General features: G+C 46.3%; 21 protein-coding genes. 3 read left to right on the forward strand and 18 right to left on the reverse strand.

Annotated elements, in window-relative coordinates:
• Position 1: 1 nt before the first annotated feature.
• From GC093_RS00195 to GC093_RS00210, 4 genes are all read right to left on the reverse strand, one after another.
• Complete coding sequence (locus GC093_RS00195; RefSeq protein ID WP_171649826.1) at positions 2 to 901, reverse strand: ABC transporter permease; 900 nt, start codon at positions 899 to 901, stop codon at positions 2 to 4.
• Positions 894 to 1,841 carry an ABC transporter permease gene (locus GC093_RS00200; RefSeq protein WP_171649827.1) on the reverse strand — a complete coding sequence of 316 codons (948 nt, stop codon included), beginning with the start codon at positions 1,839 to 1,841 and terminating at the stop codon, positions 894 to 896. Before GC093_RS00200 ends, GC093_RS00195 begins: the two co-directional genes overlap by 8 nt.
• A gap of 76 nt (positions 1,842 to 1,917) precedes the next feature.
• Positions 1,918 to 3,579, reverse strand: coding sequence for an ABC transporter substrate-binding protein (locus GC093_RS00205; RefSeq protein WP_171649828.1), 1,662 nt, complete (start codon positions 3,577 to 3,579; stop codon positions 1,918 to 1,920).
• A gap of 46 nt (positions 3,580 to 3,625) precedes the next feature.
• Complete coding sequence (locus GC093_RS00210; protein ID WP_216624431.1) at positions 3,626 to 4,438, reverse strand: IclR family transcriptional regulator; 813 nt, start codon at positions 4,436 to 4,438, stop codon at positions 3,626 to 3,628.
• A 246-nt stretch (positions 4,439 to 4,684) separates the two neighbouring features.
• Here GC093_RS00210 and GC093_RS00215 point away from each other — a divergent pair, with 246 nt between their 5' ends.
• Together GC093_RS00215 and GC093_RS00220 are read left to right on the forward strand one after the other, a co-directional pair.
• Positions 4,685 to 5,533 (forward strand): alpha/beta fold hydrolase, encoded by an 849-nt coding sequence (locus GC093_RS00215; protein ID WP_171649829.1) that lies wholly within the window; start codon positions 4,685 to 4,687, stop codon positions 5,531 to 5,533.
• Positions 5,534 to 5,552: 19 nt separating this feature from the next.
• Positions 5,553 to 6,785, forward strand: coding sequence for a dipeptidase (locus tag GC093_RS00220; protein ID WP_171649830.1), 1,233 nt, complete (start codon positions 5,553 to 5,555; stop codon positions 6,783 to 6,785).
• Between the two features lie 82 nt (positions 6,786 to 6,867).
• Here the strand turns inward: GC093_RS00220 and GC093_RS00225 are convergent, their stop codons facing one another.
• From GC093_RS00225 to GC093_RS00255, 7 genes are all read right to left on the reverse strand, one after another.
• On the reverse strand, positions 6,868 to 8,697 hold the full coding sequence (locus GC093_RS00225) for a glycoside hydrolase family 97 protein (protein WP_171649831.1): 1,830 nt from the start codon (positions 8,695 to 8,697) through the stop codon (positions 6,868 to 6,870).
• A gap of 41 nt (positions 8,698 to 8,738) precedes the next feature.
• The gene (locus tag GC093_RS00230; RefSeq protein ID WP_171649832.1) at positions 8,739 to 9,635 is read right to left on the reverse strand and encodes a carbohydrate ABC transporter permease; all 897 of its coding nucleotides are present in this window, start codon (positions 9,633 to 9,635) and stop codon (positions 8,739 to 8,741) included.
• Between the two features lie 63 nt (positions 9,636 to 9,698).
• Positions 9,699 to 10,670, reverse strand: a complete 972-nt coding sequence (locus GC093_RS00235; protein WP_171649833.1) for an ABC transporter permease — start codon at positions 10,668 to 10,670, stop codon at positions 9,699 to 9,701.
• Positions 10,671 to 10,775: 105 nt separating this feature from the next.
• On the reverse strand, positions 10,776 to 12,446 hold the full coding sequence (locus tag GC093_RS00240; protein WP_171649834.1) for an extracellular solute-binding protein: 1,671 nt from the start codon (positions 12,444 to 12,446) through the stop codon (positions 10,776 to 10,778).
• A 183-nt stretch (positions 12,447 to 12,629) separates the two neighbouring features.
• A complete protein-coding gene (locus tag GC093_RS00245) occupies positions 12,630 to 12,872 on the reverse strand; it encodes a helix-turn-helix transcriptional regulator (protein WP_171649835.1) in 243 nt (80 codons plus the stop codon).
• Between the two features lie 5 nt (positions 12,873 to 12,877).
• Positions 12,878 to 13,729 (reverse strand): response regulator, encoded by an 852-nt coding sequence (locus GC093_RS00250; protein WP_171649836.1) that lies wholly within the window; start codon positions 13,727 to 13,729, stop codon positions 12,878 to 12,880.
• 12 nt (positions 13,730 to 13,741) lie between these two features.
• Complete coding sequence (locus GC093_RS00255; protein ID WP_171649837.1) at positions 13,742 to 15,544, reverse strand: sensor histidine kinase; 1,803 nt, start codon at positions 15,542 to 15,544, stop codon at positions 13,742 to 13,744.
• Positions 15,545 to 15,693: 149 nt separating this feature from the next.
• Between GC093_RS00255 and GC093_RS00260 the strand changes: the two genes are divergently transcribed.
• Complete coding sequence (locus tag GC093_RS00260) at positions 15,694 to 16,182, forward strand: hypothetical protein (RefSeq protein ID WP_171649838.1); 489 nt, start codon at positions 15,694 to 15,696, stop codon at positions 16,180 to 16,182.
• On the opposite strand, the gene GC093_RS00265 is transcribed toward GC093_RS00260, so the two are convergent.
• The 7 genes from GC093_RS00265 to GC093_RS00295 all read right to left on the reverse strand — a co-directional run bounded on the left by GC093_RS00265 (position 16,127) and on the right by GC093_RS00295 (position 25,187).
• Positions 16,127 to 19,234, reverse strand: a complete 3,108-nt coding sequence (locus GC093_RS00265; protein WP_171649839.1) for an efflux RND transporter permease subunit — start codon at positions 19,232 to 19,234, stop codon at positions 16,127 to 16,129. The genes GC093_RS00260 and GC093_RS00265 overlap by 56 nt on opposite strands.
• Positions 19,235 to 19,348: 114 nt before the next feature.
• Entirely contained in the window at positions 19,349 to 19,978 is a 630-nt protein-coding gene (locus GC093_RS00270) for a TM2 domain-containing protein (RefSeq protein WP_171649840.1), read from the reverse strand.
• A 24-nt stretch (positions 19,979 to 20,002) separates the two neighbouring features.
• The gene (locus GC093_RS00275; protein ID WP_171649841.1) at positions 20,003 to 20,494 is read right to left on the reverse strand and encodes a hypothetical protein; all 492 of its coding nucleotides are present in this window, start codon (positions 20,492 to 20,494) and stop codon (positions 20,003 to 20,005) included.
• Positions 20,487 to 21,047, reverse strand: coding sequence for an RNA polymerase sigma factor (locus GC093_RS00280; RefSeq protein WP_171649959.1), 561 nt, complete (start codon positions 21,045 to 21,047; stop codon positions 20,487 to 20,489). The genes GC093_RS00275 and GC093_RS00280 overlap by 8 nt, the downstream gene beginning before the upstream one ends.
• A gap of 696 nt (positions 21,048 to 21,743) precedes the next feature.
• Positions 21,744 to 22,679 (reverse strand): glycoside hydrolase family protein, encoded by a 936-nt coding sequence (locus GC093_RS00285; protein WP_171649842.1) that lies wholly within the window; start codon positions 22,677 to 22,679, stop codon positions 21,744 to 21,746.
• A gap of 219 nt (positions 22,680 to 22,898) precedes the next feature.
• Positions 22,899 to 24,251, reverse strand: a complete 1,353-nt coding sequence (locus tag GC093_RS00290) for a sulfatase family protein (protein WP_171649843.1) — start codon at positions 24,249 to 24,251, stop codon at positions 22,899 to 22,901.
• Between the two features lie 90 nt (positions 24,252 to 24,341).
• Positions 24,342 to 25,187, reverse strand: a complete 846-nt coding sequence (locus GC093_RS00295) for a carbohydrate ABC transporter permease (RefSeq protein ID WP_171649844.1) — start codon at positions 25,185 to 25,187, stop codon at positions 24,342 to 24,344.
• Positions 25,188 to 25,192 lie beyond the last annotated feature (5 nt).

Genomic DNA, 25,192 nt, shown 5'->3' on the forward strand with positions numbered 1-25,192 from the left:
GTCACCGCTTTAGCTTGGGATCTAGGACGTCCCGCAGACCTTCACCCAGCAAGCTGTATGCCAGTACGGTCACCAAGATGAGCACTCCGGGATAAACGGCCAGCTCGGGTGCAGTCCAAATGTAATTCTGCGAATTCTGAAGCATGTTTCCCCATGAGGCGAGCGGCGGTTGAATGCCTAGTCCCAGGTAGGACAATCCCGATTCAGCCAGTATCGCCCACCCGATTCCGAGTGTCGCTAAGACGATAATGGATGAGAACGTTTGCGGAATGACATGCCGGAACAGGATACGCCAAGGGCCGGCGCCAAGCGTTGTTTCCGCTTCGACCAAGCTGCTGCTGCGCCATTTCAGCACTTCGGCATGCACAATTCGAGCCATCTGCGGCCAGTAAGTCAGGCCAACAGCGAATATGACGACCGGTGGACTATTCCCGAAAGAAGTGATTTCGATCAGAATGAGAAAAAATGAAGGGATCGAAAGCATCATGTCCACGATGCGCATAATGATGTATTCCGCGGTGCCGCCGAAAAATCCAGCCATGGAGCCAAGCAAGCCTCCAAGCACAACTGCGAGCGCCATCGCCGCAAGTCCAACCAGCAGTGTGATTCTTCCTCCAGAAACGATCCGCGCCAGTTCATCACGGCCAAGCTCATCGGTTCCAATCCAATGTGCCGCGCTTGCAGGCTGCGTGACCGAGAGCGGATCGGTATCCGTAGGTGAATGACTTAGAACCCACGGAGCAATAAGTACAAATAAATGAATAATAAGCAAATATGCTAATGCTATTTTCCCAAGAACGGATAAGTTTCGGAGAGTCTTCTGAAAGCCCGTCATAATTCCAGGGGCGGCTACGGATGCGTCGGTCCATTGTTTATCTTGAACAGCAGCTAACTTACTCATAGCGAATTCTCGGATCTAGGACGGAATATAGGAGATCCGTCACAATATTAGTAATGATTACAATCGTCCCTACCATTAAGGTTAAGCCCATCACCACGGTATAATCACGATTGGTTGCTGCCTGTACAGCCAAACGCCCCATTCCAGGCCAGCCAAACACATTCTCCACGACCACCGAGCCGCCAAGCAAAATCGGAATGATTAGCCCGACGATAGCTGCGATCGGAATGAGTGCATTGCGCAATGCATGCTTGAAAAAGACGTTGAAGCTTTTAAGCCCCTTGGCTCTCGCTGTACGAATGTAATCAAGATCAATCACGTCGACCATAGCTGATCGGGTAAATCGGACAATATTGGGCAGCATGAGAATCGATAAAGTCAGCATGGGCATTATCATATGCTTAGCCAAGTCCGCCAATGAAAAGACGCTGCCCGCCGTGATCATGCCGGAAGGAGGAAGCATTTGATACGTCACGGCAAAAATGATGATCAGCAAAATCCCCAGCCAAAATTCAGGAATGGCCATGCCGAACGTAGACATGAATGTAATTAGCCTGTCAAGCCAGCTTCCCCGCTTCACCGCAGCGATGACACCAAGAGGAATCCCTATCAACAAAGTGAAAACCAAAGTCGCTGCGGACAATAATACCGTATTCGGAAACCGCTCAGCCAGTAAAGTTGCAACAGGCTGTTGGGAATCGAGCGATCTCCCCAAATCGCCTTTAACTACACCACCCAACCATTCGAAATAACGTTGAACAACTGGCTTGTCGAGGCCGAGCTGCTTTGTTAGCGCTTCCCTTTGCTGCGCAGTCGATTCGAAATTCATGATGGCCGAAGGCCCGCCGGGAGCCAGGTTGATGAGGAAGAAGGTCAGGATCGACACGAGTAAAAGCGTGATAATTCCTTGACCGATCCGTAAAGTAATAAATCGGGACACCAGGCAGCTCCTCCCTTTACTTCCAAGGCACAAGGCACGCAGGATCTGTTACCCCCACCTTGGAAAGAAAGCATTGTTATTTTTGAATCGTCCATTCCGTAATGTGGTCCTCAGCTACAATGAAGGTCGTTTTCGGCACCGTCAGGCTTTTTTGTGTGGCCACAGCCATAGTAGGATACCAGAGGTACAGGTAAGGCAGCTCTTCTGCGGTTAACGTCTGCACATCATTGTAAATTTTAACTCGTTCTTCTGTCGTTTTGGCTTTACGTCCATCCTCAAGCAATTTATCAAGTGCAGCATTTTTGTAGCCTGGGATATTGTTGCCTTTACCTGCAGAGCTGCTGTGATAGTAAGCTAGAACATCCGGATCGACCGGTGCGCGCCACCAACAAAGCGTTGCGTCATATTGGCGGTTTCCGACTACCTTCTGCACGTAAGTGTTCCAGTCGATGACTTGAAGGTTAACTTTCACGCCAACTTTTTGCCAATATTGTTGAACCAGCTGGGAAGCTTGAACTAACACGCCGTATTGTCCGGCTGGCATATTCACTTCGAGCACCTGGCCGTTCTTTTGCATAAACCCGTCCGTACCCGGCGTGTATCCTGCTTCTTTGAGCAACGATTTGGCTTTCTCCGGATCATACGAATAACTCTTCACGTTCTTGTTGTAATATTTCTCCTGGATCGGTGCGAGTGGTCCGGTCGCTACTGAGCCGTAGCCTTTCAACACTCCCTTGATAATGGACTCGCGGTCGATGGCGTACAACAGAGCTTGTCGAACTTTGACATCACGGAAACGTTCCTGGGATTGATCCAGCGCGATCCAGAAGTAATTGTTATCCAACACTTCGTTGACATTCAGATTCGGATTCGACTTCAATTTCTCCAACAGGTTCGGATCCTGTACGTTGATCATGGAAAGCGTACCGGATAGCAGCTGTGCGATTTGTGTGTTGTTGTCCGGAATGATGTTGAAGACGATCTTGTTGAATTTGGCCCCGCCGCCGTAATAATTGGGATTACGTTCCAATTCTACGAATTGGCCTGCTGAATATTTGGTGAGGATAAAAGGGCCTGTGCCAACCGGTTTCTCTTTGTTGAAAGTAGTCAGCTTCCAAGGGTCTTGTCCCTCGAAGATATGCTTGGGCAAAATTTTGGCGTACCATGCCAAGTAGTTTGGTAAGGATGACCAAGGCTTTTTCAGCACAAACTGCACTTGAGTTGGACTGACTGCGACAACCTTATCCACATCCACGAAGTTAGAGGAGTTGCTGGCACCCAGTTCTTTCTTAAGTACGATTTCATTAAAGGTGAAGACGACGTCCTCGGCCGTGAACGGTTTTCCATCACTCCAATTGACATCTTTCTTGAGATTGAACGTCCAGCTCATGCCATCGTCAGCCGGCTTCCAATCCGTCGCAAGCGCCGAGACCGGTTGGTAATCCGTGCCCCATTTCGTTAACCCGTCAAACAAAATTTCCGTAACAGGCTGGGATTCGGCGAAGCCGGTAGGGAACCAGGGATTGAAGTTGGGCTCCGCGTTGATGGCCATGTTTACCGTAGCATTCGAAACTGTGGCCGTAGGCGCAGGAGCAGGCGCAGGCGCAGCCGAATTATTCGGCGCCGGACTAGAAGCACCTGAGCCGGCGTTCGGGTTGATGCTGCAGCCAGAGATGGCCAGCACCCCAGCCAGAAGAAAAGCGGTTGTAGCGGTCAATAATGGTTTGCGTTTATGCATGTGTACATTATTCCCCCTTATAATGATAAATGGATTCCATTGTGGTTCATCGGACCGGAAAATAACCGAGAATCCTGGAAATCTTGTTGGCTGCTTCGACTGTTATCTGACCCAAAATGGGTATGTCGTCCTGGCTTACTCTAATAGTCGGACCACCGGCGCTAATGGCTGCAATTAATTTACCGTTCTTACCAAAGATCGGAGCTCCCACTCCAATGGCTCCTGCTTCATAATCTTCATCGCTAATGCTGTAGCCCCTCTTGCGAATTTGATCCAATTCGATACGTAGGAGGTTTGGATCCGACACCGTTTTTTCGGTCATTTTCTGATAGTGTGGAACCATGTTTAATACTTTCTCCTGTTCTTCTACTGGCAAGTGTGCAAGCATCGCCTTCGGACAAGCCCCCGCATGCAGAGGCATCCGTTCGCCCAGACGGGACATTAAACGCAACCCTTGCTTGCTGTGACGCCGGGCGATGATGGTCGCTTGCCCCTCAAGCAGGCAGCACAGATTGACGGTTTCACCAGTGGTTTGCTGCAATTGTTCCATAATCGGCTGCGCCAGCTCCTCAAGCGGAGCGTCATGCTCAACTGCCATGGCCAAGTTATACACCATCGCAGTGACCAGGTATTGTCCCCCGGCTTCCATCCGCAGAAGGCCAAACTCCTCTAGAGATTTCAAGCTGCGAAACACCTGGTTTTTGGACAATCCCGTCAAGCTTTCCAACTCCCCAATGGTGAAACGGTAAGGCGGCTCGCAAAACGAAAACAACACCTGCAGCGTTTTCATAACTGACTCGATGGCGTATCGGGATTCGCCAGCTTTACGTTCAGTAGCGGCAGGCAGATTCTCTTCCAAAATTCAAACCCTCCTTAATCTCAAACCTTATGTTTTGATTTATTTTAAACGTTTTCGTTTGATTTAGTCAAACAGTTTTTATTCAATAAAATAATATTTTGCAGGAATTTAGAAAATAACGTAGAATTGAACTGTAATGACTGGTGATTTTCACCATAATTTCAGTTTTTTCGTTCATAAAATCAAACTTGTTTTATTTTTAAAAAAAGAAAGCAGGACGATTTCTAACGGAAAGGAAGTAGGTACATGCTTAAAAGGATGAACATAAACGGCGTCACCCTTCATGTCGAGGATCAAGGCGAAGGTCCGGCGATTATTACTCTGCACGGAGGTCCGGGACTCGGCTCCAGACATGGAGACGCCGCCGTCTATGGAACGTTTGCTTCCGAGGGATATCGTACGATTTCCTATGATCAACGGGGAAACGGCCAATCGGAGGGTGCTGAGCCATACAGCCACGAGCAGTTCAATGCCGATACGGAAGCACTGCGCACGGAGCTGGGATTAGGAAAAATCATCATAGCCGGAGGTTCTTATGGCGGGTATTTGGCCCTTGAATATGCACTTCGGTATTCACAGAACGTAGCCGGCATTGTGCTTCGCGATACGGCGGCTTCCAATGCTTATCGGTATACGGCTCATGAACGTGCGATGAAAAGCGGCCTTCCGGGCATTACACAAGAACTGCTGGACAGACTGTTCAACGGACAAGCCAAAGACAACGACGATTTCCGGTCGATGTATGCAGCCATTCTACCATTGTATTGGGTCAAGTTTACGCAAGCCGATTTGGACAACCATTTAAATTCGATCATTTTTCGTTACGAAACCCACAACTGGGCATTTTCCCACAACCAGCCCAATTTCAATATCGTCGACCGGTTGAAAACGATCCAAGCTCCGACTCTCGTCCTCTGTGGACGTCATGACTGGATTACACCGCTTGAAGCATCCGAAGAAATCGCCCGTGAAATTCCGAACAGCCGCTTGGTTGTGTTCGAGAACAGCGGTCATTCCCCACAGAATGAAGAACGCGAGAAGTTCCAGGCGGAAGTCCGCCGATTTTTGAACGAAGTTGTACCTACTTCAAAATAATGAGAGGCGTGATTACATCATGAATAAGAAAAATTACCGTGGTTACCAGTCGTATCAATATCTCGAGTCAGGCGTTGATTTTAAGAACTTTGAACTTGTCCAGGAAACGACGCTGTTTCCGGAATATATTGTTCCAATAACTGAAGATCAAGAAGCACGGGTACAGAATATTCTTGCCGAAAACATCGTCATCTCGCTGCATGAACATACGTTCAAAGCGCCAGTCAACCTGAATGAATTTCTGGAATTCCGCCGTTGGGGCCGTGATTTCACCGGATATGAAGGGTTATCCCGCTCCGGGCTGGACTGCGTGTTCGATAATTTGATGAACGGCACCGCTATGATCACCTCCCGAGGAGGATGGAAGTGGGACGATATTCTTTACGATCTTGGCATGCGTTTGAGCGATATCGCCCATCAGGATATGGTCATCATGGGCTTGACCACGGATGATATCCGCCGTGCCAAACAAAACGGTCAAATCGCGTTCGTTGCGTCTATCGAAGGGGCCAGCATGATCGAGAATGAACTCGACCGCCTCGACATTCTTTACGGCTTCGGTGTGCGCTGCATGGGGATCGCCTACAGCGAAGGCAACGCCCTAGGCATGGGCTTGAAGGAAAAAAGCGGCGGGTTAACCGAATTCGGCAAACAAGCCGTACGCCGTATGAACAAACTCGGCATGGCTATCGATGTGTCTCACTCCAATGACCAAACTTCTCTCGATACCATTGAGGTGAGCGATAAGCCGATCTTCATCACACACGCTGGAGCTCGTGCTTTATGGAATACGAACCGCCTCAAGCCAGACGATGTCATCAAAGCTTGTGCGGCAAAAGGCGGAGTTATCGCGATCGAAGCAGCGCCGCACACGACAATCACCCAAAACCATCCAAAGCATAACATCGAATCCTTCATGGAGCATTTCGAATACTGCGTCCAACTGGTAGGTATTGATCATGTTTCGTTCGGTCCAGACACTTTGTTCGGCGACCATGTTGCTATACACAAAGCGCTTTCCGAAGCGCTGTCACTTTCTGCGTCCAAAGGCAACATGCCATATGAGAAGGTGGAATATGTCGAAGGTCTGGAAAATCCCGGCGACTGCTTCCCGAATATCGTCCGTTGGCTCGTTAAGCATGGCTACTCCGATCAAGATATCGCCAAGGTAATCGGCGGCAATACGATGCGTGTATTGGAAGAAGTATGGTGCGACCCGAAGAAGCAAGGCCACGGACCGAATCACAAGTAAAAAATGGATTGTGGATTCCTTACTAATAAAAGACCTCCGAACCCACTGAAATAATGGGGTTGGAGGTCTTATCATTTATTATTTATGAACTAAATTTCCCCGATTTCGTAATCCGAATCACACTGCCACCGTTGACTTTTAGCGGAAGATGCAGCGTATCCTGACAAGTTACCGTCTCCTTGCGCACCGTGATTTCTGTTGAGTGCTTGAACCGGTAATGGTCTAGCGGACCAAATACCTCCTCATAGATCTCTGCTTCATAGGCAATTCCACTTTCTAAGAAATCCAAGGATATGTGAGCCTTTCTTCCTCCAGCCGCACATATGGCGCCTACGAACCAATCTTCTCCGCTTCTTCTGGCCATAGACACGAAACGCCCTGGGTAGCCTTCAAGCAGAACGGTTTGATCCCATGCAGCCGGAACCTGCTTCAAGAACGGCTTCCCGATGCTTTCCTCATAGGCTTCAATCGAATCGGCAAAATTTTGTACGGCAGATTCGAAAATAACCGCCAAAGCCATCTGATGGCAATGTCCTGTACGAGTCACTCTTGAAAAAGTAACCGGCGTATAATCCATCGCCCCCACGACGTTGCGGGTGAACGGAACCGTACAATTGTGCGCTGCGTTAGGCCCTTCGTTCAGATCATTTTTCCAATACTCCGCCCCCAGAATACCTTCTCTGGTCATTACATGCGGCCAACGGCGTTCCTCACCGGACGGTTTGGTCGAACCATGGTAATTGATCATTAGCTTGTATTCCATAGCGACGCGAGCAATCATGTCGTACACCTGGATACGCTCTTGAGCATCGCTGTCAAAGAAATCAACCTTAATCCCTTTCACTCCCCAACCAGCCCATAGCGCGAGCTTGCGTCTGCACTCATCCTCCTCTTTCAAATTTTTGAAATGGGACCACAGCCAAATGCCCACGCCTTTGGGTTCTGCATAGCGGATTAATTCAGGGACATCTGTTGTGCTTTCCTCACGATCCCAACCGCCGTCAACAAGCGAATATTCCCAGCCCATCTCAGCTGCAAAATCAACGAAACGCTTTTGTTTCTCCTGATCTCTCGGGGACATGCTGTCAGGATGCCACGACCAAGCGGAACGACCGGGCTTGATCCAAGCTAGATCATCGATCTCCGAAGGCGGGTTCAAATGGAATACCAAAGTGGATTCCACAATTGCAGCCAGATCGCCACCGATGATCGCAGTTCTCCAAGGAGTGGCACAAGGATTGTTCGTCACATTCGGCACTGTCTGGTCCGGAGCAAAGGCAAGCTCTAAAGTTCGCTCCTTATCTCTCCTTACCTTCACATGAGATGCACAGTATTCGCCGTATACGGCTGCTTCCGTCAGCAGCATCCAATTGTCATTTCCCACTTGGAACAGCATAGGGAAGGCATAGTCCTCTTCATCCATAAGCTCGAGCATATTGTGATCATACGTTCGCTCATAGCATTCCATGAACTTTTGGGACCATACATTAACAAGTGTCTCCTCAGGCAAAACAAACCCAGTAGGCTCAGAGGTGATCTGGATCTCTCCTTCTTCGGATAGTTCATAACGGAACGCAATGCCATCATTATAAGCACGACACACCAACAGCAGCTCATGTTCATTTTTATCCAAACAAAGTGTCAACTCATTGGCTTGATTTATATAATGACTTGTTTTACCATGCGGCAGCGTATAGGCTTCATCAATGGTAGCGCTAACAGCACTATTGAACGAGAGCCCCTCTGTATAGCTTTCCCGGCCAGTTACAATTCCAAGGGGAGACTGAGCCAGTATAGTCTGGCCAGCTCTGTTAACCGAATATCCGAGCCTCCCGAGTCCATCCAGTACTACATGAAATTGAATGGAACCATCCGGTGATTGTAGTGACCAACTTTGTTCTACTAGTTTCATATTAGAGTAACCCTCCCAAGCTCTATTGATGTTCACAGCATTTATCCTTTCAAAGAACCAATCATTACACCTTTAACAAAATGCTTTTGTACGAAAGGATACATAATAATCAGTGGTAAGCTTGCAAAAATGATTAATGAATATTTCAGTAGCTCATTCAAATAAAGCCTTTGATTCTGATCCGCTACATCCAATGTCAAATTATCCGATGTATTTAACAGCAATATCTCTCTCAGGAAAATTTGCAGTGGATATTTGTTTTTGTCCGATAAATACAACAAAGCATCAAAGAAGCTGTTCCAGTGATCTACGGCATAGAATAAGCTAATAACGGCAATAATTGCACCCGATACAGGCAGTACAATACTCGTCATAAAGCGGAAATTGCTGCAACCATCGATTTTCGCTGACTCGAGCAATTCATCAGGAATATTACTGCGAAAGAAACTCATCGCCACAATTACATTAAAAACGCTAAGAGCATTCGGTATAAGCAGCGCCCATCTTGTGTTGAGTAGCCCTAGATCCTTTACCAGCAAATAAGTCGGAATCATACCGCCGGAAAAAATCATCGTAAAGGTAAATAGTAGTAGGATAACCTTACGTCCAGACAAATCTTTCCTTGATAACGGGTACGCTGCTGCTATTGTCAGGACAACATTAATGCAAGTTCCTATTATCGTATAGAATAAACTGTTAGCGTATCCCGTCCACACATTTTTGTACGCAATGACCGCTTTATAGCCTTCCAAGCTAGGTTCTACAGGCAGAAGCCACACTCTCCCTGACATCAAAGCACCAGGCGAACTGAAAGAAGCGCTGATAACATAAATGAGCGGATACGAGACGGCAAGCAATATGATCCCTGATAGAATACTAATTAGAACTGTAAACACCTTGTCACTGCCCGTTTCTTTCCTGATTCCTTGTTCTTTCATCCTCTTCCCTCCTTGTAGAGCTTTCCGCAAGGAAAGCGTGCATGACAGGCATTAGTCTCTGCTTTACCATAAGCTGGTATCATTCACCTTCCGAGCGATACGGTTGACCGCTATGATCAGAATGACTCCAATGATAGATTTGAACAAACCAATGGCAGCAGCATAAGAAAAGTTGGGCATACCGGAAATGATGCCTACTTTATATACATATGTATCAATAACTTCCGATGTGGATACATTTAGAGGGTTTTGCAGCAGTAGCACCTTTTGAAACCCGATATTCATGATACGTCCGACATCCATGATAAGCAGGATAACGATAGTCGGTAAAATCCCTGGAATGTCGATATGCCAAATCCGTCTCAGCTTGTTGGCCCCGTCCATTCGGGCAGCCTCATGGAGCTGCGGGTCAATCCCTGATAAAGCCGCCAAATAAATGATCGAGCCCCACCCTGCCTGCTGCCACACACCAGAGAATACATAAATGGATTTAAAAAACTCAGGAGTTCCTAGAAAGTTGATTCTTTCTCCACCTAAAGCCACAAGCATATTGTTGACAAGACCTTCGCGTGACAGCAGCTGCACGATAATTCCCGCAATAACTACGATAGAAATAAAATGAGGCGCGTAAGTCGTCATTTGCAGCAGCTTCTTGAACCGTTTACTAGGTAAATAGTTAATACACAATGCCAATATGATAGGAGCAGGAAATCCGACAACAAGATTATAAACACTCAACGTCAATGTATTTTTCAGGACATTCCAGAAATCATAGGAATTGAAAAATCGTTCGAAATGAGCGAGTCCCACCCACTTGCTGTTAAAGACACCTTGGACCACATTATAGTTTTTGAAGGCGATGACAAGACCCGTCATTGGAATATAGTGAAATACAATGACATATACAAACGGGATCAAAAGCAGTGAATAGAGCTGCCAGTTTTCCCCCATTTTTTTCAACTTTTTGAACCTGCTCTTGGCTGAAACAGGGACATTGGCAGAGGGATGTAATTGGGCTTTTGCTTGGTTCAACATTCGGAATCCTCTCCTTCTCATAATATCTCCAGAGATCGCAAAGTATGATATACGATGCAATCCCCAGAGTCGGAGGCCCTGCTCATTCATTGTGAGGAAGCCGTGTTACTTTTTGATTTTCGAGTAATTTTCACGTACGATTTTTAAATATTGCTGCAATCCTGCATTATCCAATTCTTGGGTATATTTACCCCAATCCTTTTCAATATCCAGAGAACCTGTGACGAATTTCAGCATAAAATCTTGTACGACTGTGGTGATGTTCTTTTGGATATCCCCGAACTTGGCGAGATCCTCTTCTTTGAAGAACATATGTGGAACCTGCATTTCAGCCTTGGAAAAAGGTTTGTACAGCTCCTTGGTGTTGGCCTGCAGCCTGACTTCCGTTTCCGCTTCCGGCGTAGCAGCCAAGGACATCCGGAAAGCTTCATCCTGGTATCGAGGAGCCGTTTGTGTCCAGCGGTTATTATTTTTGGTGCCGAACGGCATGATCATATGATAGGTGGCCGGTCTTCCGTCGATTCCTTTCATGCCGGACTCCGGCTTCTTCCAACCAACGCCTTCCTGCCCCAAATAATCGCTCCAGCCTTCATTAAGCTTGGCATGCTCATCGAAGAACCAATCGATCCAACGCATGCTTGCTTCCGGATTTTTATTATTTCTTGTTATTACGAACGCTCCTGCACTTGGAACATGTCCTCTGTCAAATCCGAAGAATTGACCGTTCGGACCTTTTAATACCGGAACGGCAACGTAATCCTTATACCGGCCGCTTGGTCCATTATCAATGGTCATGTTGCCCCAATACAGTGCAGTTCCCGCTCCAAGTCTCGAACCTGCTGGATCCTCTGCAAGTGCAGTTAACGCTTTGCGGTCTTGAATGAATGCATCCGGCTGCAGCAAACCATCCTGCACCAGCCTCCGCACATATTTCAGCCCTTCTTTGTAGCCAGGCTTATCAGCAGCAAATTCAACCTGCCCTTTGTCCACCATCAAGTAACTCGTCTTGTCATAATATACAAAAGACTGCATGATGAAGCTTTCCGGCTCATTGTTCGAATTGGTCGTTCCGTTCGCCCCTGATAACGGAATTTCGTCTGCCTTCCCATTGCCATTCGGATCCTTAGTCTTAAATGCCAAGAGCACATTATATAGTTCCTCTGTTGTCGTTGGAATTTGTAAGCCAAGCTTGTCCAGCCAAGGCTTATAAATAAACAGCTTTTTGGGCATGGTGGCATGAAACGTTTCGCCTACGTTCGGGATCGAGTAAATCTTTCCATCCGGCGTGTACATATATTGGTCCAGCCAAGGCGAATTTTTCATCATTTTCTTCACGTTAGGCGCGTACTTATCGATCAAATCATTGAGTGGCATAAACAATCCTTGGCTTCCGTACGCGACCAGTTGGCTATCCGTAATGCCTGCAGACATAAACACCTCGGGCAGATCCCCTCCGGCGAGCTTCACTTGAAGCTTCTCCGCAGCAGCAGACTTCGGCACAACCTCCCATTCTACATGAACATTTGTTTTGCTTTCATACCATTTCGTAAAATCATTGGTTTCCAAGTTCTCAACGTTAACATCCTGCTGGGTGAAGACTTTCAGGTTGATCTTCTCATCTGCAATCGGATATTTCCCAACCGGATTAATTTTCGCTCCGGTGTTCTCTTTTTCACCGCTGTTAGCGCCATCCTTTGTTCCGCTGCAAGCGCTTAACACCATGGACATACTAAGTACCAAACAGAAAGACGATGCAAGTACTTTTTTCCTTTTCATCGGTAATACCCCCTCTTGAAATCATTATCTTGGTTTGATATCTATTATTATCAGCGAATGCCGACTAGCTCACAACAAGGCAATAGGATTAAAACCATAGTGATTTTTAGATGATTCCCTTCTTAACCGAAACTAAAAAATCGGGAGTACTCCCGATTTATCAAGTGTTCCCTGCGAGTATGTTTATTCCACATTCAGCTCGACTAAGCGCCTGTACTCTTTAGGTGTAACTCCAAAATATTCTTTGAACAGCTTAGAGAAATGCTCGCTATTTTCATAACCGACGAGATTGGCAACTTGGTAAATTTTAAGCTGTTGGTCGAGCAGCATAAGCTTGGCTTGGTTCATCCTAACCTCAACCAGATAACTCCATATCGTTATCCCTGTGCTTTGCTTAAATAATACGGTCAAGTAAGATCTGCTCATTGGAATCAGATCCGCGAGCTCCTCCAAATTGATTTTTCTGCATAATGCTCATTAATATATTGTTTAACGGAGCCTACAACCTTTGCATTCTCTTGAACGGAGCTACCCTTAACCATTTCGAACAAATCCAATATGCCTCGCTCCAAACACATGACCGCACTCAACCGAAAATAAAATCGGGCATTCTCATGATGAAGCACCTTCGAATCGAAGCCAAGCTCGCTGTCCTTGATGGCTGTCAAGCCCGGCTGCCCCAGCTTCACTTCCGTTGCCACCATCTGAATCCATGTGAAAGACAGAGCTTCCAACAAATACATGGCTCCTCCGCTCCACTCCTCCATACTATGGAGCGTATCAGCTACAAGCAATGGGTATTTATTAAACTGGCGCGTTAAGATCAAATCTTTCCAACGGCTCATGAGAGCTTGTGATTCGTGAATTCGCTTAGCCATCACATGGTAAGCTCTATCCTTACGCCGTTGATCAACCTGTTGGCACGCGTGAACCAGCGATTGGCTCAGAGCCTCACGTTCAATCGGCTTTAGGATATAATCAGTGACTCCCAGTTGGATAGCTCGTTGAGCATATTGAAAATCGTCATAGCTGGAAATAATAATACATTGCATCCACGGGTATTTTTGCTCGAGCACCGGAATCATCGTCAAGCCGTCCATAATGGGCATACGAATGTCCGTTATGCAAATATCCGCATAGTTACTTTCCAGCCACTTAAGCCCTTCCGTCCCATTGGGGGCCTCACCGCAAACCAGCATAGTTTCATCCCCCAGCTGCTCTACCTTTGCAATAATGCCAGCGCGAATATGCTGCTCATCGTCAATAACTAATATACGCTTCATAGATGATCTCCCTTACTTCTGATGATCGCTTTTAATATATGGAAATACGATTTGTACATAAGCTCCACCCGAACTGTTATTACCTATCGTCAGCCCTGAATCTGCTGGATCATACAGGGTCGATAAGCGGTATTGAATATTCAGCAGACCTATTCTTTGAAAATCACTTAATTGAAAATTTTTTCTCCGCAGTTCTCCGGTTAAAGCCTCTAATCGATCCTCATCAAATCCTTTGCCATTATCGGATACGACCACTTCAACATAGCGATTTTCCACGTTACGAATTGAAATGGAAAGGCTAAGCGGCTGGCCTGTTGTTTCAAGCCCATGCTTAAGAGCATTTTCTGCCAAGGGTTGAAGAATTACCTTCAGGCATTCCGCATCTCGACAGGATTCATCCATCTCCAGATCATAAGTAAATTGTCCCCGGTAGCGGATGCGTATAATATGGAGGTACCGCCGCAAATGCCCGACCTCGTCACTTAGGGTAATCCCCACTTGCTTATTGTTGGCAATATATCGGAACATATGGGCAAGTGAAACGGTGATTTCCTCGATATCGTGGTGCTGGATCTGGGAAGCCATCGAGTTAATGATTTCAAGCGTGTTGTACAAGAAATGAGCATCTATCTGTGACTGCAGGGAAAATAAGACAGATTGCTGCTCGGCTAGTTTTGATTCCGCAAGACGTTTGATCTGATATTGCAAATCCTCCAGCATCGTATTATACGATTGCGCCAAATGGGTAATTTCGTCCTGCCCCTCAACAGGTACCGGTACATTAAACTTACCTAGACTGGTTTGTTTCATCGTCTGCTTTATTTTGGTCAGCCTGCGTGTGATAGAGAACGAGGCGATGACGATTAGAGTTACGGAGAGAATTAAACAGATAATCGTCGTAACCAGCATCATATTGCGAATCTTAAAGATACTTTGAGCAATCTCGTCATAATGTAAAATAATAACCGATTTCCAATCCGTATTGGCAACCGGATCATAGATAACAATTTCCTTGGTGTCGTCCAACACAAAAGCACCTTCAGAAGAATCCTTTATTTGCTCCGTCATATCCTGCTTGAGCGTTGATAAGAACAGGTCTCTGTTCGGATGAGCGACAATGGTTCCATTCGAATCCACGATAAGTCCCGTTCCGTTATCGCCCAAATGCATTTCATTCAATATGCTTTGGAGCAAATCGGGACGAATATCGATTTTTACATAGGTGGCACCTTTAAACCCAAACCGTTTAACGAGTGAAACGACCGGAATCGTAATAGGATTAAGTCTGGAATCCATGTAGCTTTGGCTTTCTTCTACACGATAGCTTGTATTTCCGACACTTGGAATTTCCTCAAACCATGGTTCGTTTTTCATTGAATAACCGATACGCTGTGCCCATTCAGGAGAAAAAAACGTTTGATTTTCATTTATATTATAGAGACTGATCGATACGATCTCCGGATGGACATTGGCGAAGGGCTGGAGGTGATCCTTCTGAATGATAGAGTAAGGCACGAGTGACTCCACTTTCTTGTTAATGCTTAGGTTCGTCCAAGTAGTCATCTCCTGGCTTGTTCCCAGCGTCATAAGGAATCGCTCATATTCTTGCAGGTAGCGGCCCAAATTCAAGTTAGCCTGCTTCAACACAAGCCCGCTCAGCCGGACTTCATCCCGTTCGATAACTGTCGTCACCTCTTTATTGACGAAGAAGCCTATCACTGCCGAATTGCACAGAATGATGGCAGCGAACACAGAAACCAGCTTCCATTTCAAGCTAGACCTCCAATTAGCTGTCCATCGTTGATATAACTGCAAGACATCTACCTCCTCCTGTCCAACGAATAGTTTAAATTATCATCGTTTCTTAGAAGTTTAGCAATAGCCGGCCTTGCAAAAGCTTGTCCTTTAAGCGTTCTCATGAGACAATTAGAAGAAGTCATCAGGTGTCGATTAGGAGGGGTATTATGGTACATGGTTATCAAGAGAAACGAGATCTGGAGCGTACGGCGGTAAAAATTTTCATCCAGATATATAACCAAAACCATGATAAAAAGCTTAGATTGCTATACCAGCGCGAGCGTCCGGATGCCGTGCTACAGGACTCCTACCACAGAAAAATGGGTGTGGAGATCACCCATTTATTTTATGATTCGGAAGAAGCCAAGATGCTGCTAGGCCGATCCAAGGAACGCGTCCACAGCCTTGAGGTCATTGAAATGTTAATCGAGGAATTAAACAAAAGGATCCAAACGAAGGAAATCAAAATAGATAAGTACTCCACCACTTACCCGATTGCGCTAATCATCCGAAATGCTTCCCGAGCCTTTGGAATGTCTGATATATTGCGTGCCAAGGAATTGATCTATAAACCGCAAGGAAAGTTCACCCATATATGGTTTATTTCTCGGGATGGAACGGATGAATGGTTGATGAAGGATTTGCATGAGCTTTAAGAGTTGGAGCGAATTTATTTTTGACTACGTAAATAAGCTCGTAAATAATGGGCACGATTACCAACGTGAGAAGTGTGGAGGTCGTAAGCCCTCCAATGACCACCACTGCCAGTCCTTTGGAAATTAACGTCCCTTTGGAAAAACCAAGCGCAAGCGGCATCAACGCTAAAACGGTCGCACCTGCCGTCATAATAATCGGCCTTAGTCTCGTTATTCCTGCTTCCACCAACGAATCATGAACATTATGCCCCTGCTCTATAAGCTGCTGAACACGGTCGATTAGCACAATGGCATTGGTAACGACGATACCAATCAACATTAGGAACCCTATCATCGATGTCACATTGAGTGATTCTCCAGTGACGAGAAGGCCTAACAAGCCCCCGATTGCTGCCAGTGGCAGGGAAAATAATATAGCAAACGGCGCGCTGGCATTGCCGAAAGCAAGCACCATAACCAGGTAGACAATAAAGATAGATGCTGCCATGGCTGCATACATTTGTGAGAAGCTGTTGTCGATATCATCGGCGACCCCCTTCACCTCGCGTCCTACACCAGGGGGAAGCTCCAGCTTGCCTAGCTCGACGGAAACTTTATTGCTTACGCCGCCTTTATCCTTGCTGTCGATTTTGGCAGTTACCTTCAACACCTGCTTTTGCGCTTCGCGACTTATCACAACCGGAGCATCGATTAGTTTGACCTTGGCGATTTCATTCAGTTGAATGGTTTGGCCTGTCTGTGATTTCATTAGCAGCGTTCCCAGCTTATCGACGGAATTTTTATACCTCGGGTCAAGCATGACCTTTGTCGTATAGGTTACATTATCAAATTTCAAGTCCCCCAGCTTTTCTTCATTGATCCAGTTATGCACATTTTCCAGCACTCCGGCGGTTGTAAATCCATAGATTCCGGCTTTGTTTTCATCGACTGTAACCTCTACTTCAGATTTGGACTTACTTAGACTGTCTGTAATATCATAAAGCTCAGGAAACTCTTTCATTTTCTCTCTGACCATTAACACGGCTTGCTGCAGGTAAAGCTGATCCTCTCCTTGCAGAGAGTAGGAGAAATCGACTCCACCGCCGCTACTGCCCCCGCTTAATAATTTACCTTTGACAGTAGCTCCTTTCGGAAGCAAATTGAGAATTTCGGCTTCGTATTTTTTAACGGCTTCATTAGCATTGGTTGTCTTGGCAACCTTGGTAAACATCGAAGTTCTATAAGCCGTTCGTTCACTGCTGAAGCTGTAGCCGACAAGCGCCTCATTGTAGATGAATAGAGGGCTGCCCTCTGCGTCCTTGGCCTCTCTGAGCATCGCTTCGATTTCCTTCGATTTGGCATTCATCGTCTCAATCGATGTTTCTCTCGGCATCTCAATTTGATAAAAAATTTGCCCGTCCGACTCGCCTTCCGGCATAAAGTCCATAGCAAGCTGCGGAACGATCAACACCATGGAAAGAACAAATACAAGAGCAGCCATGAGTAAAGTTTTGATTCGGTGCTTCAGCGACCAAATCAATGCTTTTTTGTATCGGCTCCCCATCCAGTCAGTCTTACTCTCATCATGCTGCGGTATTGCTCGGCTGTTCATTACCATGAGCTTCGCCAGCATCGGTATAACCGTCAATGCAACCAAGAGTGAGGACATCAAAGCACAAGCAAGCGTCAGCGCGAAGGGGCGAAATACTTCTCCGATCTCCCCACTGACGAAAGCGATCGGAGCGAAAACCCCGACTGTGGTTATGGTTGAAGAGGTAATGGCCGCAGAAACCTGCTGAGTTGCCAGCTTGATCACAGATTCATTGCGTTCATGTGCTTTTTGCAATTGGCTGTATATGTTTTCAATAACTACGATACTATCATCGACAACACGTCCGACCGCTATAGCTAAACCGCCTAATGTCATAATGTTAAGTGAAATACCCAACGGGTTCATGAACAACAAGGTGATGAGGATAGAGAGCGGAATCGAAACCAATACAATCAAGGTCATCCGCACATTTCGTAGAAACAGGAAAATCATGAGTGAGGCTAACAAGGCTCCCAGAATTCCTTCCTGGACCATGCCATGAACCGACTCTTTAATTAAGGTTGCACCATTGAGAACGATATGAAATTCCACTCCGGGCAGCTTCTGCTCCCATTCAGCGATCATACGGTCTACGGTGTTGGCGAACTCAACTTCATTCGCTCCTTTGGTTTTGTATAAAATCACGCCAATGGCCGGCTGGTCATTCACCCGGGCGATGAAGGTTGACTCGCTGATCGCTTCCACCTTGGCGAGCTGCTTGAGTAAAAGCGTCCCCCCTTGAGGTATCGATATTTTGAGATTATCGAGATTATACAGGGAGTTGAGCTGCCCTCGAACCCGGACCATATGCGTATTGCCATTAAAATCAACCAAGCCTGCAGGGGTGGAAACTAGAGCTGACTGAATCAAGCCTGTAACCTGAGACAGTGTGAGCCCGTAATTGTTGATGGCCCCAGCATCCAATTTGATAGTTAGCACGCTTTCTTGATTGCCAGCAGAATCCACATGATCCATCCCGTTAATGGATTCAAAGCCGGGAAGGATGATATCCTTATACATCTTATCCAGCTCATTCTGATTCATCCCATCGTTTCCGTATACGGCCATGTAATATACAGGGCTGGAGGCGAAGCCATCCGTGAGCACCTTAGGCTTTTCTGCGCTTTGAGGAAGACGGACGTTAGCAACAATGCTTTCCGCTTCTCTTTTAGCATCCTCCACTTTCTTACCTTGCTCAAATTCCAAAACAATGGTTGAGCTATTGTCCTGCGAGGTCGATGTCAGGCTTTTCAGACCTTGCAAGCCTGAAACAGCTTTCTCAATTGGCTTGGTGATTTGCTCCATAATATCCTTAGGCGGAGCCGTATATTGGGCAGTGATGTAAACTCGCGTAGATGAAATATCCGGCATCATCTCAACCTTCAATGTTGTTGCAGAATAACTGCCTCCCGCAAGCAGCAGCAGCATAATGATGATTATGCCTGCAATGTTTTTCATCGAAAAATTAGTTAACTTGCTCATCCTTTTTACTCCTCCGCAACCTGCTTTTTACTCCAGACACATGATGCAACTTATCATATCTGAAAAATCTGAGGATAAAGTGATGGAACCTCTTAATTTTTTCTGAAGATATGGCTACTTTTTTTTGTGCAGAAACATGAAGATGCCTATACCTATCAACACAAAGGCTCCTAGATAGGAATTCATTAAATGAAGTAGCTCGGAAAACCACTGCGGCTTTATGCTGAAAAGAAAGATCATTATGCCTCCGGCAATGAGCAGCAGCCCCGTTTTTTTCGAAGTGAATATTTGGCCCACTGGCTCGTCAAACCCATTATGGATATGCCCGTTATACGAGTCCCCTTGATAAAGGAACGCATTTCTGGCGTTAACTTTCTCCGTTGAATGCATGGTGTCAAAAAGGTTATAGAAATAAATAACGGGAAGCATCAATCCAAAAAAAGTTTGCACCGGATTCTCCGTATTTCTCTCGGAATTGAATGCAATAATCAAGCAAATATCTATAACAATAAGCATCATGATCTGCAGCCCTTTTTGCATCATACCCAAATACAAATGACCTGTACCAGGGATGAAAAATGCCAACAACCCGGCCATCAGCTTGCTTTTATACGCATAGGGAACAAAGGGTGGCGGGGGTAACGGGATGTTCATCTGGTTGAGGCGTTCTTCAATAAAAGGATCTGTATCGTGTATTTCTTGTCTTGTACTGGAATTGGGGTTACTAGTCTGGTGTTCATCCATGGCGATTTCCTCCTAAGGTTGGATTCATGATAAATAACTAAGTAATGAAGATAAATGAGCAAGCAGCTTACTGCTGATGGTCATTGACTTGATTACCGTTTCCTGCACACTAAAGCTAAATTGTCCAGCCCACTGACTGACGATCCGATGCAAGGTTCCGGAAGCAAAGATCATGTAGGTACCCGCGAATGCGATCATCCCGTGCATAATCTCCACCTTCCATGTGGAATAGCCTTTATGTTCTGTTGAAGTGGCTGGTGAAGACTGAATCGGTTCCATGCCGGCTGCTGCTGAGGAGATCGAGTGCATAACACGATCGGTGAAATCATCGGCGGGCTGCAGAATAGGCAGAATACCCAACAGTTCGTTGATCGTCCGTTCCAGCTCAAGCTTCTCAAGGCAAGCTGCACAGCAAGCCAAATGAGAATCCATCCATTGAAGCTCAAGCACCGTACAGCTGTTATTAAGGTAGCTAGTCAGCATCTCTTGGCTTGGGTGTTTTTTACGATTACTCATCTCTGTTCACCTCCAACCATTTTTCCTTTAGCATAATTTTTCCACGGTACAGCCGATTCTCCACTGCTTTTAGCGACAAGTTTGTAACCGTGGCGATTTCCTGATAAGACATTTGCTTATAGTGATACAGATACAGAATCAATCGATATTTCTCCGGCATACTCGAGAGCAAAGATTGTACAAGATACCTCTTCTCTTTCAATTCTGCCTGCTCTTCTGGCCCCTCCGAACGTTTGGCAAACCAACCCTTGACTTTATCCAGTACCGTTTCATTGATTTTCTGTCCCTTTGACCGCTGATAATCTTTCACCAGATTCACAGTTAGGCGATATAGCCACGTAGTAAATTTGGCATTGCCCTGGTAGCCGTCCAGAAATCGGTACAGCTTAATAAAAGCCTCCTGAGATAGATCCTCTGAGGTTTCGCGATGCTTCAACATGCGGTATATCAATGAAAAAATATAATTTTTATGCCGGTTCACAAGTATTCGATATGCATCCTGATTGCCTTGACGGACTTGTTCAACCAGCTGCTCATCCGTCCATTGCTCCATCGCTTCACCACCCAAATAATATCCAGGAAAACCGTACATACGCAAGCCTGAATGGTATAAATAAAGGGTCCCGTTTCCATACGAAGATCAGTCCGCTGCACCAGTTCCGCTTTTCTTAAAAGCAAGTTTTTTCCTACATGTTATATAAGACGAGAAACGGCGCTGGCCCCCTCAGAAAATGTAAAAGCATTTTTGGCTCAACCTCAAAATCGTTGCTTGACCCTCCTCCGAACATCAGCTTGCACAAAATCCTGCGAGCATGCAGTTATTTTCTACTGAAATTGCTGCTAAGAGGAAAAAAATGCGAAAGTACAGCAATTTTCATGCGAAACGATCCGCTTTCAACTAAGAATGAAAAAAAGATGCACATTAGCATGAATTCACGAAGACTGCGATAAAACGGTCAAAAGCCTGTATAGATGCAGGTTTTGGGAGCTGATCATGACTTTGAATCATGTCTTTTGCTCTGCCATTATCGTTCGTAAGGTCTTGTCAGCGCTGAGCTGATTACGAAGCCGAAATCGAATGACGACATGACCTCTTCAAGGGCAGATTTCAGTTTTAGCCACATCTTTAAGAAAAAAGTGTGCTCCATATCCCGGGAAACACGAAAAACCCGGCCAATGGCCAGGTCCTGGAATTTATATATTAAGCTTCAACCTCAACTCGATGGAGAACGTCCTTCCGTTATCCGTCTCATCCCACTGGGAAATTCTGAGTCAAATCAAGTTCAAAGGACTGATTACGATCACATTGCAATACTCCGTACCTCACCTCTAATTGAGCAACCTGGATAGAGGAACGGCGATCGGCATAGGTGCGAGACTGATCATTGTGATGTACCCGATCCGGATGAGTGAAGTAGAAAATGTAGGCGTTATCTCCCTGAACAACTACATCCGCATGCAGACCAATCGTTCGGTCATCCTCGCGGGTACCCGCTTCGCTTAAGATAGAGCCATTGCGCTCCCACTTCTCACCATCCTGCGAACGATAAACACCTTGCCCTCTCCACTCGTCGATGATCATCCAGTAGCTTCCCTTGAATTCAAACACATTCGGTCCTTCATGGGGATGGCTCGTTATGATGGGCCCAACCACACTCCATTCGTACAAATCATCGCTATCCGCAGCATAGGTGTGCGACTGATTATCCTCATCCTTGTACCACATCCGAAATCGTCCGTCAGGCAGCTTGTGAATACAAGCGTCAATCACCCGCTCCGAGCTTAGTCGGATCTCCGATTGGAAGGTCCACTGCAGCAAATCTGGACTCGTATAATGAAGCATCCGGCGCTTATGTCCATCCCAATCATAAGGAACTCCCTGTATATAGCTCACATACATGTGATACGTGCCAGCTTCGCAAATGATTTCCGGCGCCCAGAATGTATTGCGTCCCCATTCTATGTCCAGACCGGAAAGTGTCCCTCGGTACACCCAATTTCGGCCTCCGTCTGACGAAGAAGCTACACCCAAATCAGTCCCATGAACCCATGCGAACTTGGGGCCTTCTGCTGTTGCTCTACGATTGGTATAAATCATCCACCACTCTTGGGCCTGATGGTTCCATATTACAACAGGATCAGCGGCCCCATCGTATACAGGATCTCTAAATAATGGCGCATTCATTGGTTACACTCTCCTTGTTAACATCATCGTCTACCGTATAATGCCTTGTCGTCAGAATATGTAAGGCTCAATTCGTCCTCATTGTACATGTATTGCTCAAACGTCCGCAAGTATCTAATTCATCCCCGTTAGAGTCATGCCTCTTTCAGTATTTGGAGCTCCACCCAACAACAAAAAGTCCCCCACCCAGGAATCTCCCAGGTGAAGGACTTTGCTGATTCAACTCCTAGCTTCTTTAGTCGTTACTTTCCGTTGTCCCCCAAAACGGGCTGGCGCAGGCTCAATAATTGGAGCTTTCTCCCCCGTCTCCTGCATGCGTCGGATAAGACGCTGCTTCATAATATCAGCTGCCTCGCGATGCGAATCCAGGCCAATGAGATTCGTCAGCTCATAGGGATCGGACTTCAGATCATACAGATAAGTCTCCTGATAGCTGTCCGACCCTGCATCGGTGAAGCCGTCCTTCTCCGGTGCTGTTACGCCGTATTTCCACCGCTTCGTCCTAACCGCACGTCCTACCTGTGACTCGCTAATCTGCACGAATACCTCCTCCGGCCAAGGAGGCTTGTCCACGGTTAACAGCGATCGTCCCTGCATATCCGTAGGCACTGGAATTCCCGCCGCGTCCAGCAAAGTCGGCGGCAAATCAATCAAGCTCACGAGATTCTGCAGCTGGCGGCCTCCCTCGAAGCCGGGACCTGTAATCGCGGTCGGCACACGAATAGAAGCATCATGGCCCGAACGTTTATATTCCTCGTTCCTCGTCTTAAAGTGGCAGCCATGATCAGAGGTGAACAGCACGATTGTGTTTTCATCCAAATCGAGTGACTTCAAAGCATCCATCAATCGTCCCAATGCTTCATCCAGTCGCTTCACCATGCCGTAGTAGCCTGCTATGTGCTGATGGACCGTTCCTCCAAGAGCTGCCAAATCAGGAGGAAGCCAAGCTCCGGTATATTTTTCCCTATAGCCGTCAGGCGCAGGGTAGTCATCAAGATGGTTCTGATGATGCGGCTCCAAATAAGAAAGAAACAAATAAAACGGTTCTTCCTGATGCCCATCGATATATCGGATCGCAGCATCTGTAATTGCATCCACCCGGTATCCGGGGAGCTTCACAGGCTCATTGTCATTGTTATACATGACCGTACGATATGAATCGGAAGTGAACTCCAATACATCGGACGCCAGCCAATACTGATAGCCTCCGCGTTTCCCCTCAGGAACAGGCTCTTCCCCTGCCAAATGCCATTTGCCGATATAGCCGGTGCTGTAACCCTCTTCGTTAAAATAGTCCGCTATCGTCTTCGACTCTGCCGGAAGCGGAATTCCATTGACAAAACAACCCGTCGTTGTCGCATATTTGCCTGTCTGCAAGCAAGATCTCGCAGGCCCACACACGGGCTGGCATGTAAAGGAATGCGTAATATGCGTTCCATTAAGCGCCATTCGCTCAAAGTTAGGCATTAATTGCATTGGATTTCCGTGCAGACTGGATGTGTCCCAGCGCTGCTGATCCGTAAAAAATACAATCACATTAGGCCGTTTCTGCTGTTGCTGTTGAGTCTCCATAATCTAATATTGCTCCTCTCATCATCGCTTTTCTATACTATTTCTTCTAAACTTCTATAATCATCCTTCTAATCTTCTATAATCATGCTGCTATTCCTTAACGCCTCCAGCCGTCAGCCCCTCAACCATATACCGCTGCAAAAACATAAAAGCAATTAATAGCGGAAGGGTTGCGGTTACCGCAGCTGCAGTTGCACCGGACCAATTGTACGAATATTCACCTAAGTAGGTAAGCGATAATCCCGGACTCAATGTTCTTTTATCAATATCGCTAACCAAGGTCAGGCCGAATAAAAAGTCATCCCAAGCAATTAGAAACGTGTAGATGGCAACCGCCATAATGCCCGGCTTCGCTAGGGGCACGATAATCATAAAAAGCGTCTTAAAGCGCGATGCTCCATCAATCTCCGCAGCCTCCTCAAGCTCCTTCGAGATACCGTTGAAGAACGTTCGCATCAGCATGATGCAGAAGGGCAGCGCCGTCATGGTCGAAGCCAATACAAGCACGAACAAGGTGTTCAATAAATGCAGCGCTTGATATTGTGAATACAAGCCTATTACTAATGTGACTGTCGGAAACATCTGGGCGGACAAAAAGATCAGTGTAATCAAATTGCTCCCCCGAAATCGAAACCGCGATAAAGCATAACCTGCGAAAATCGCAACAAAGATGCATAAAACAGTTGCTCCTGACGCAACAATGAACGTATTTTTATAAAAGGTCAGAAACACGGAAGACTGTAAAATTTCCATATAACTGGACAAATTAAGATGAACAGGTACCCATTTAGGCGGAAGCTGCATCAAATCGCTGTTATTTTGCACAGAAGTAACAACAACCCAATAGATGGGGAATAAGAAAAAGAACAGTAGGACGAGAAGCAGAAGGTAGGTTAATCCTTCTCTTTTGAACAATAGATGTTTAACCGAATTCATTATGC

Origin of the sequence: Paenibacillus foliorum (assembly GCF_013141765.1) — a bacterium.
Lineage (GTDB): Bacteria > Bacillota > Bacilli > Paenibacillales > NBRC-103111 > Paenibacillus_S > Paenibacillus_S foliorum.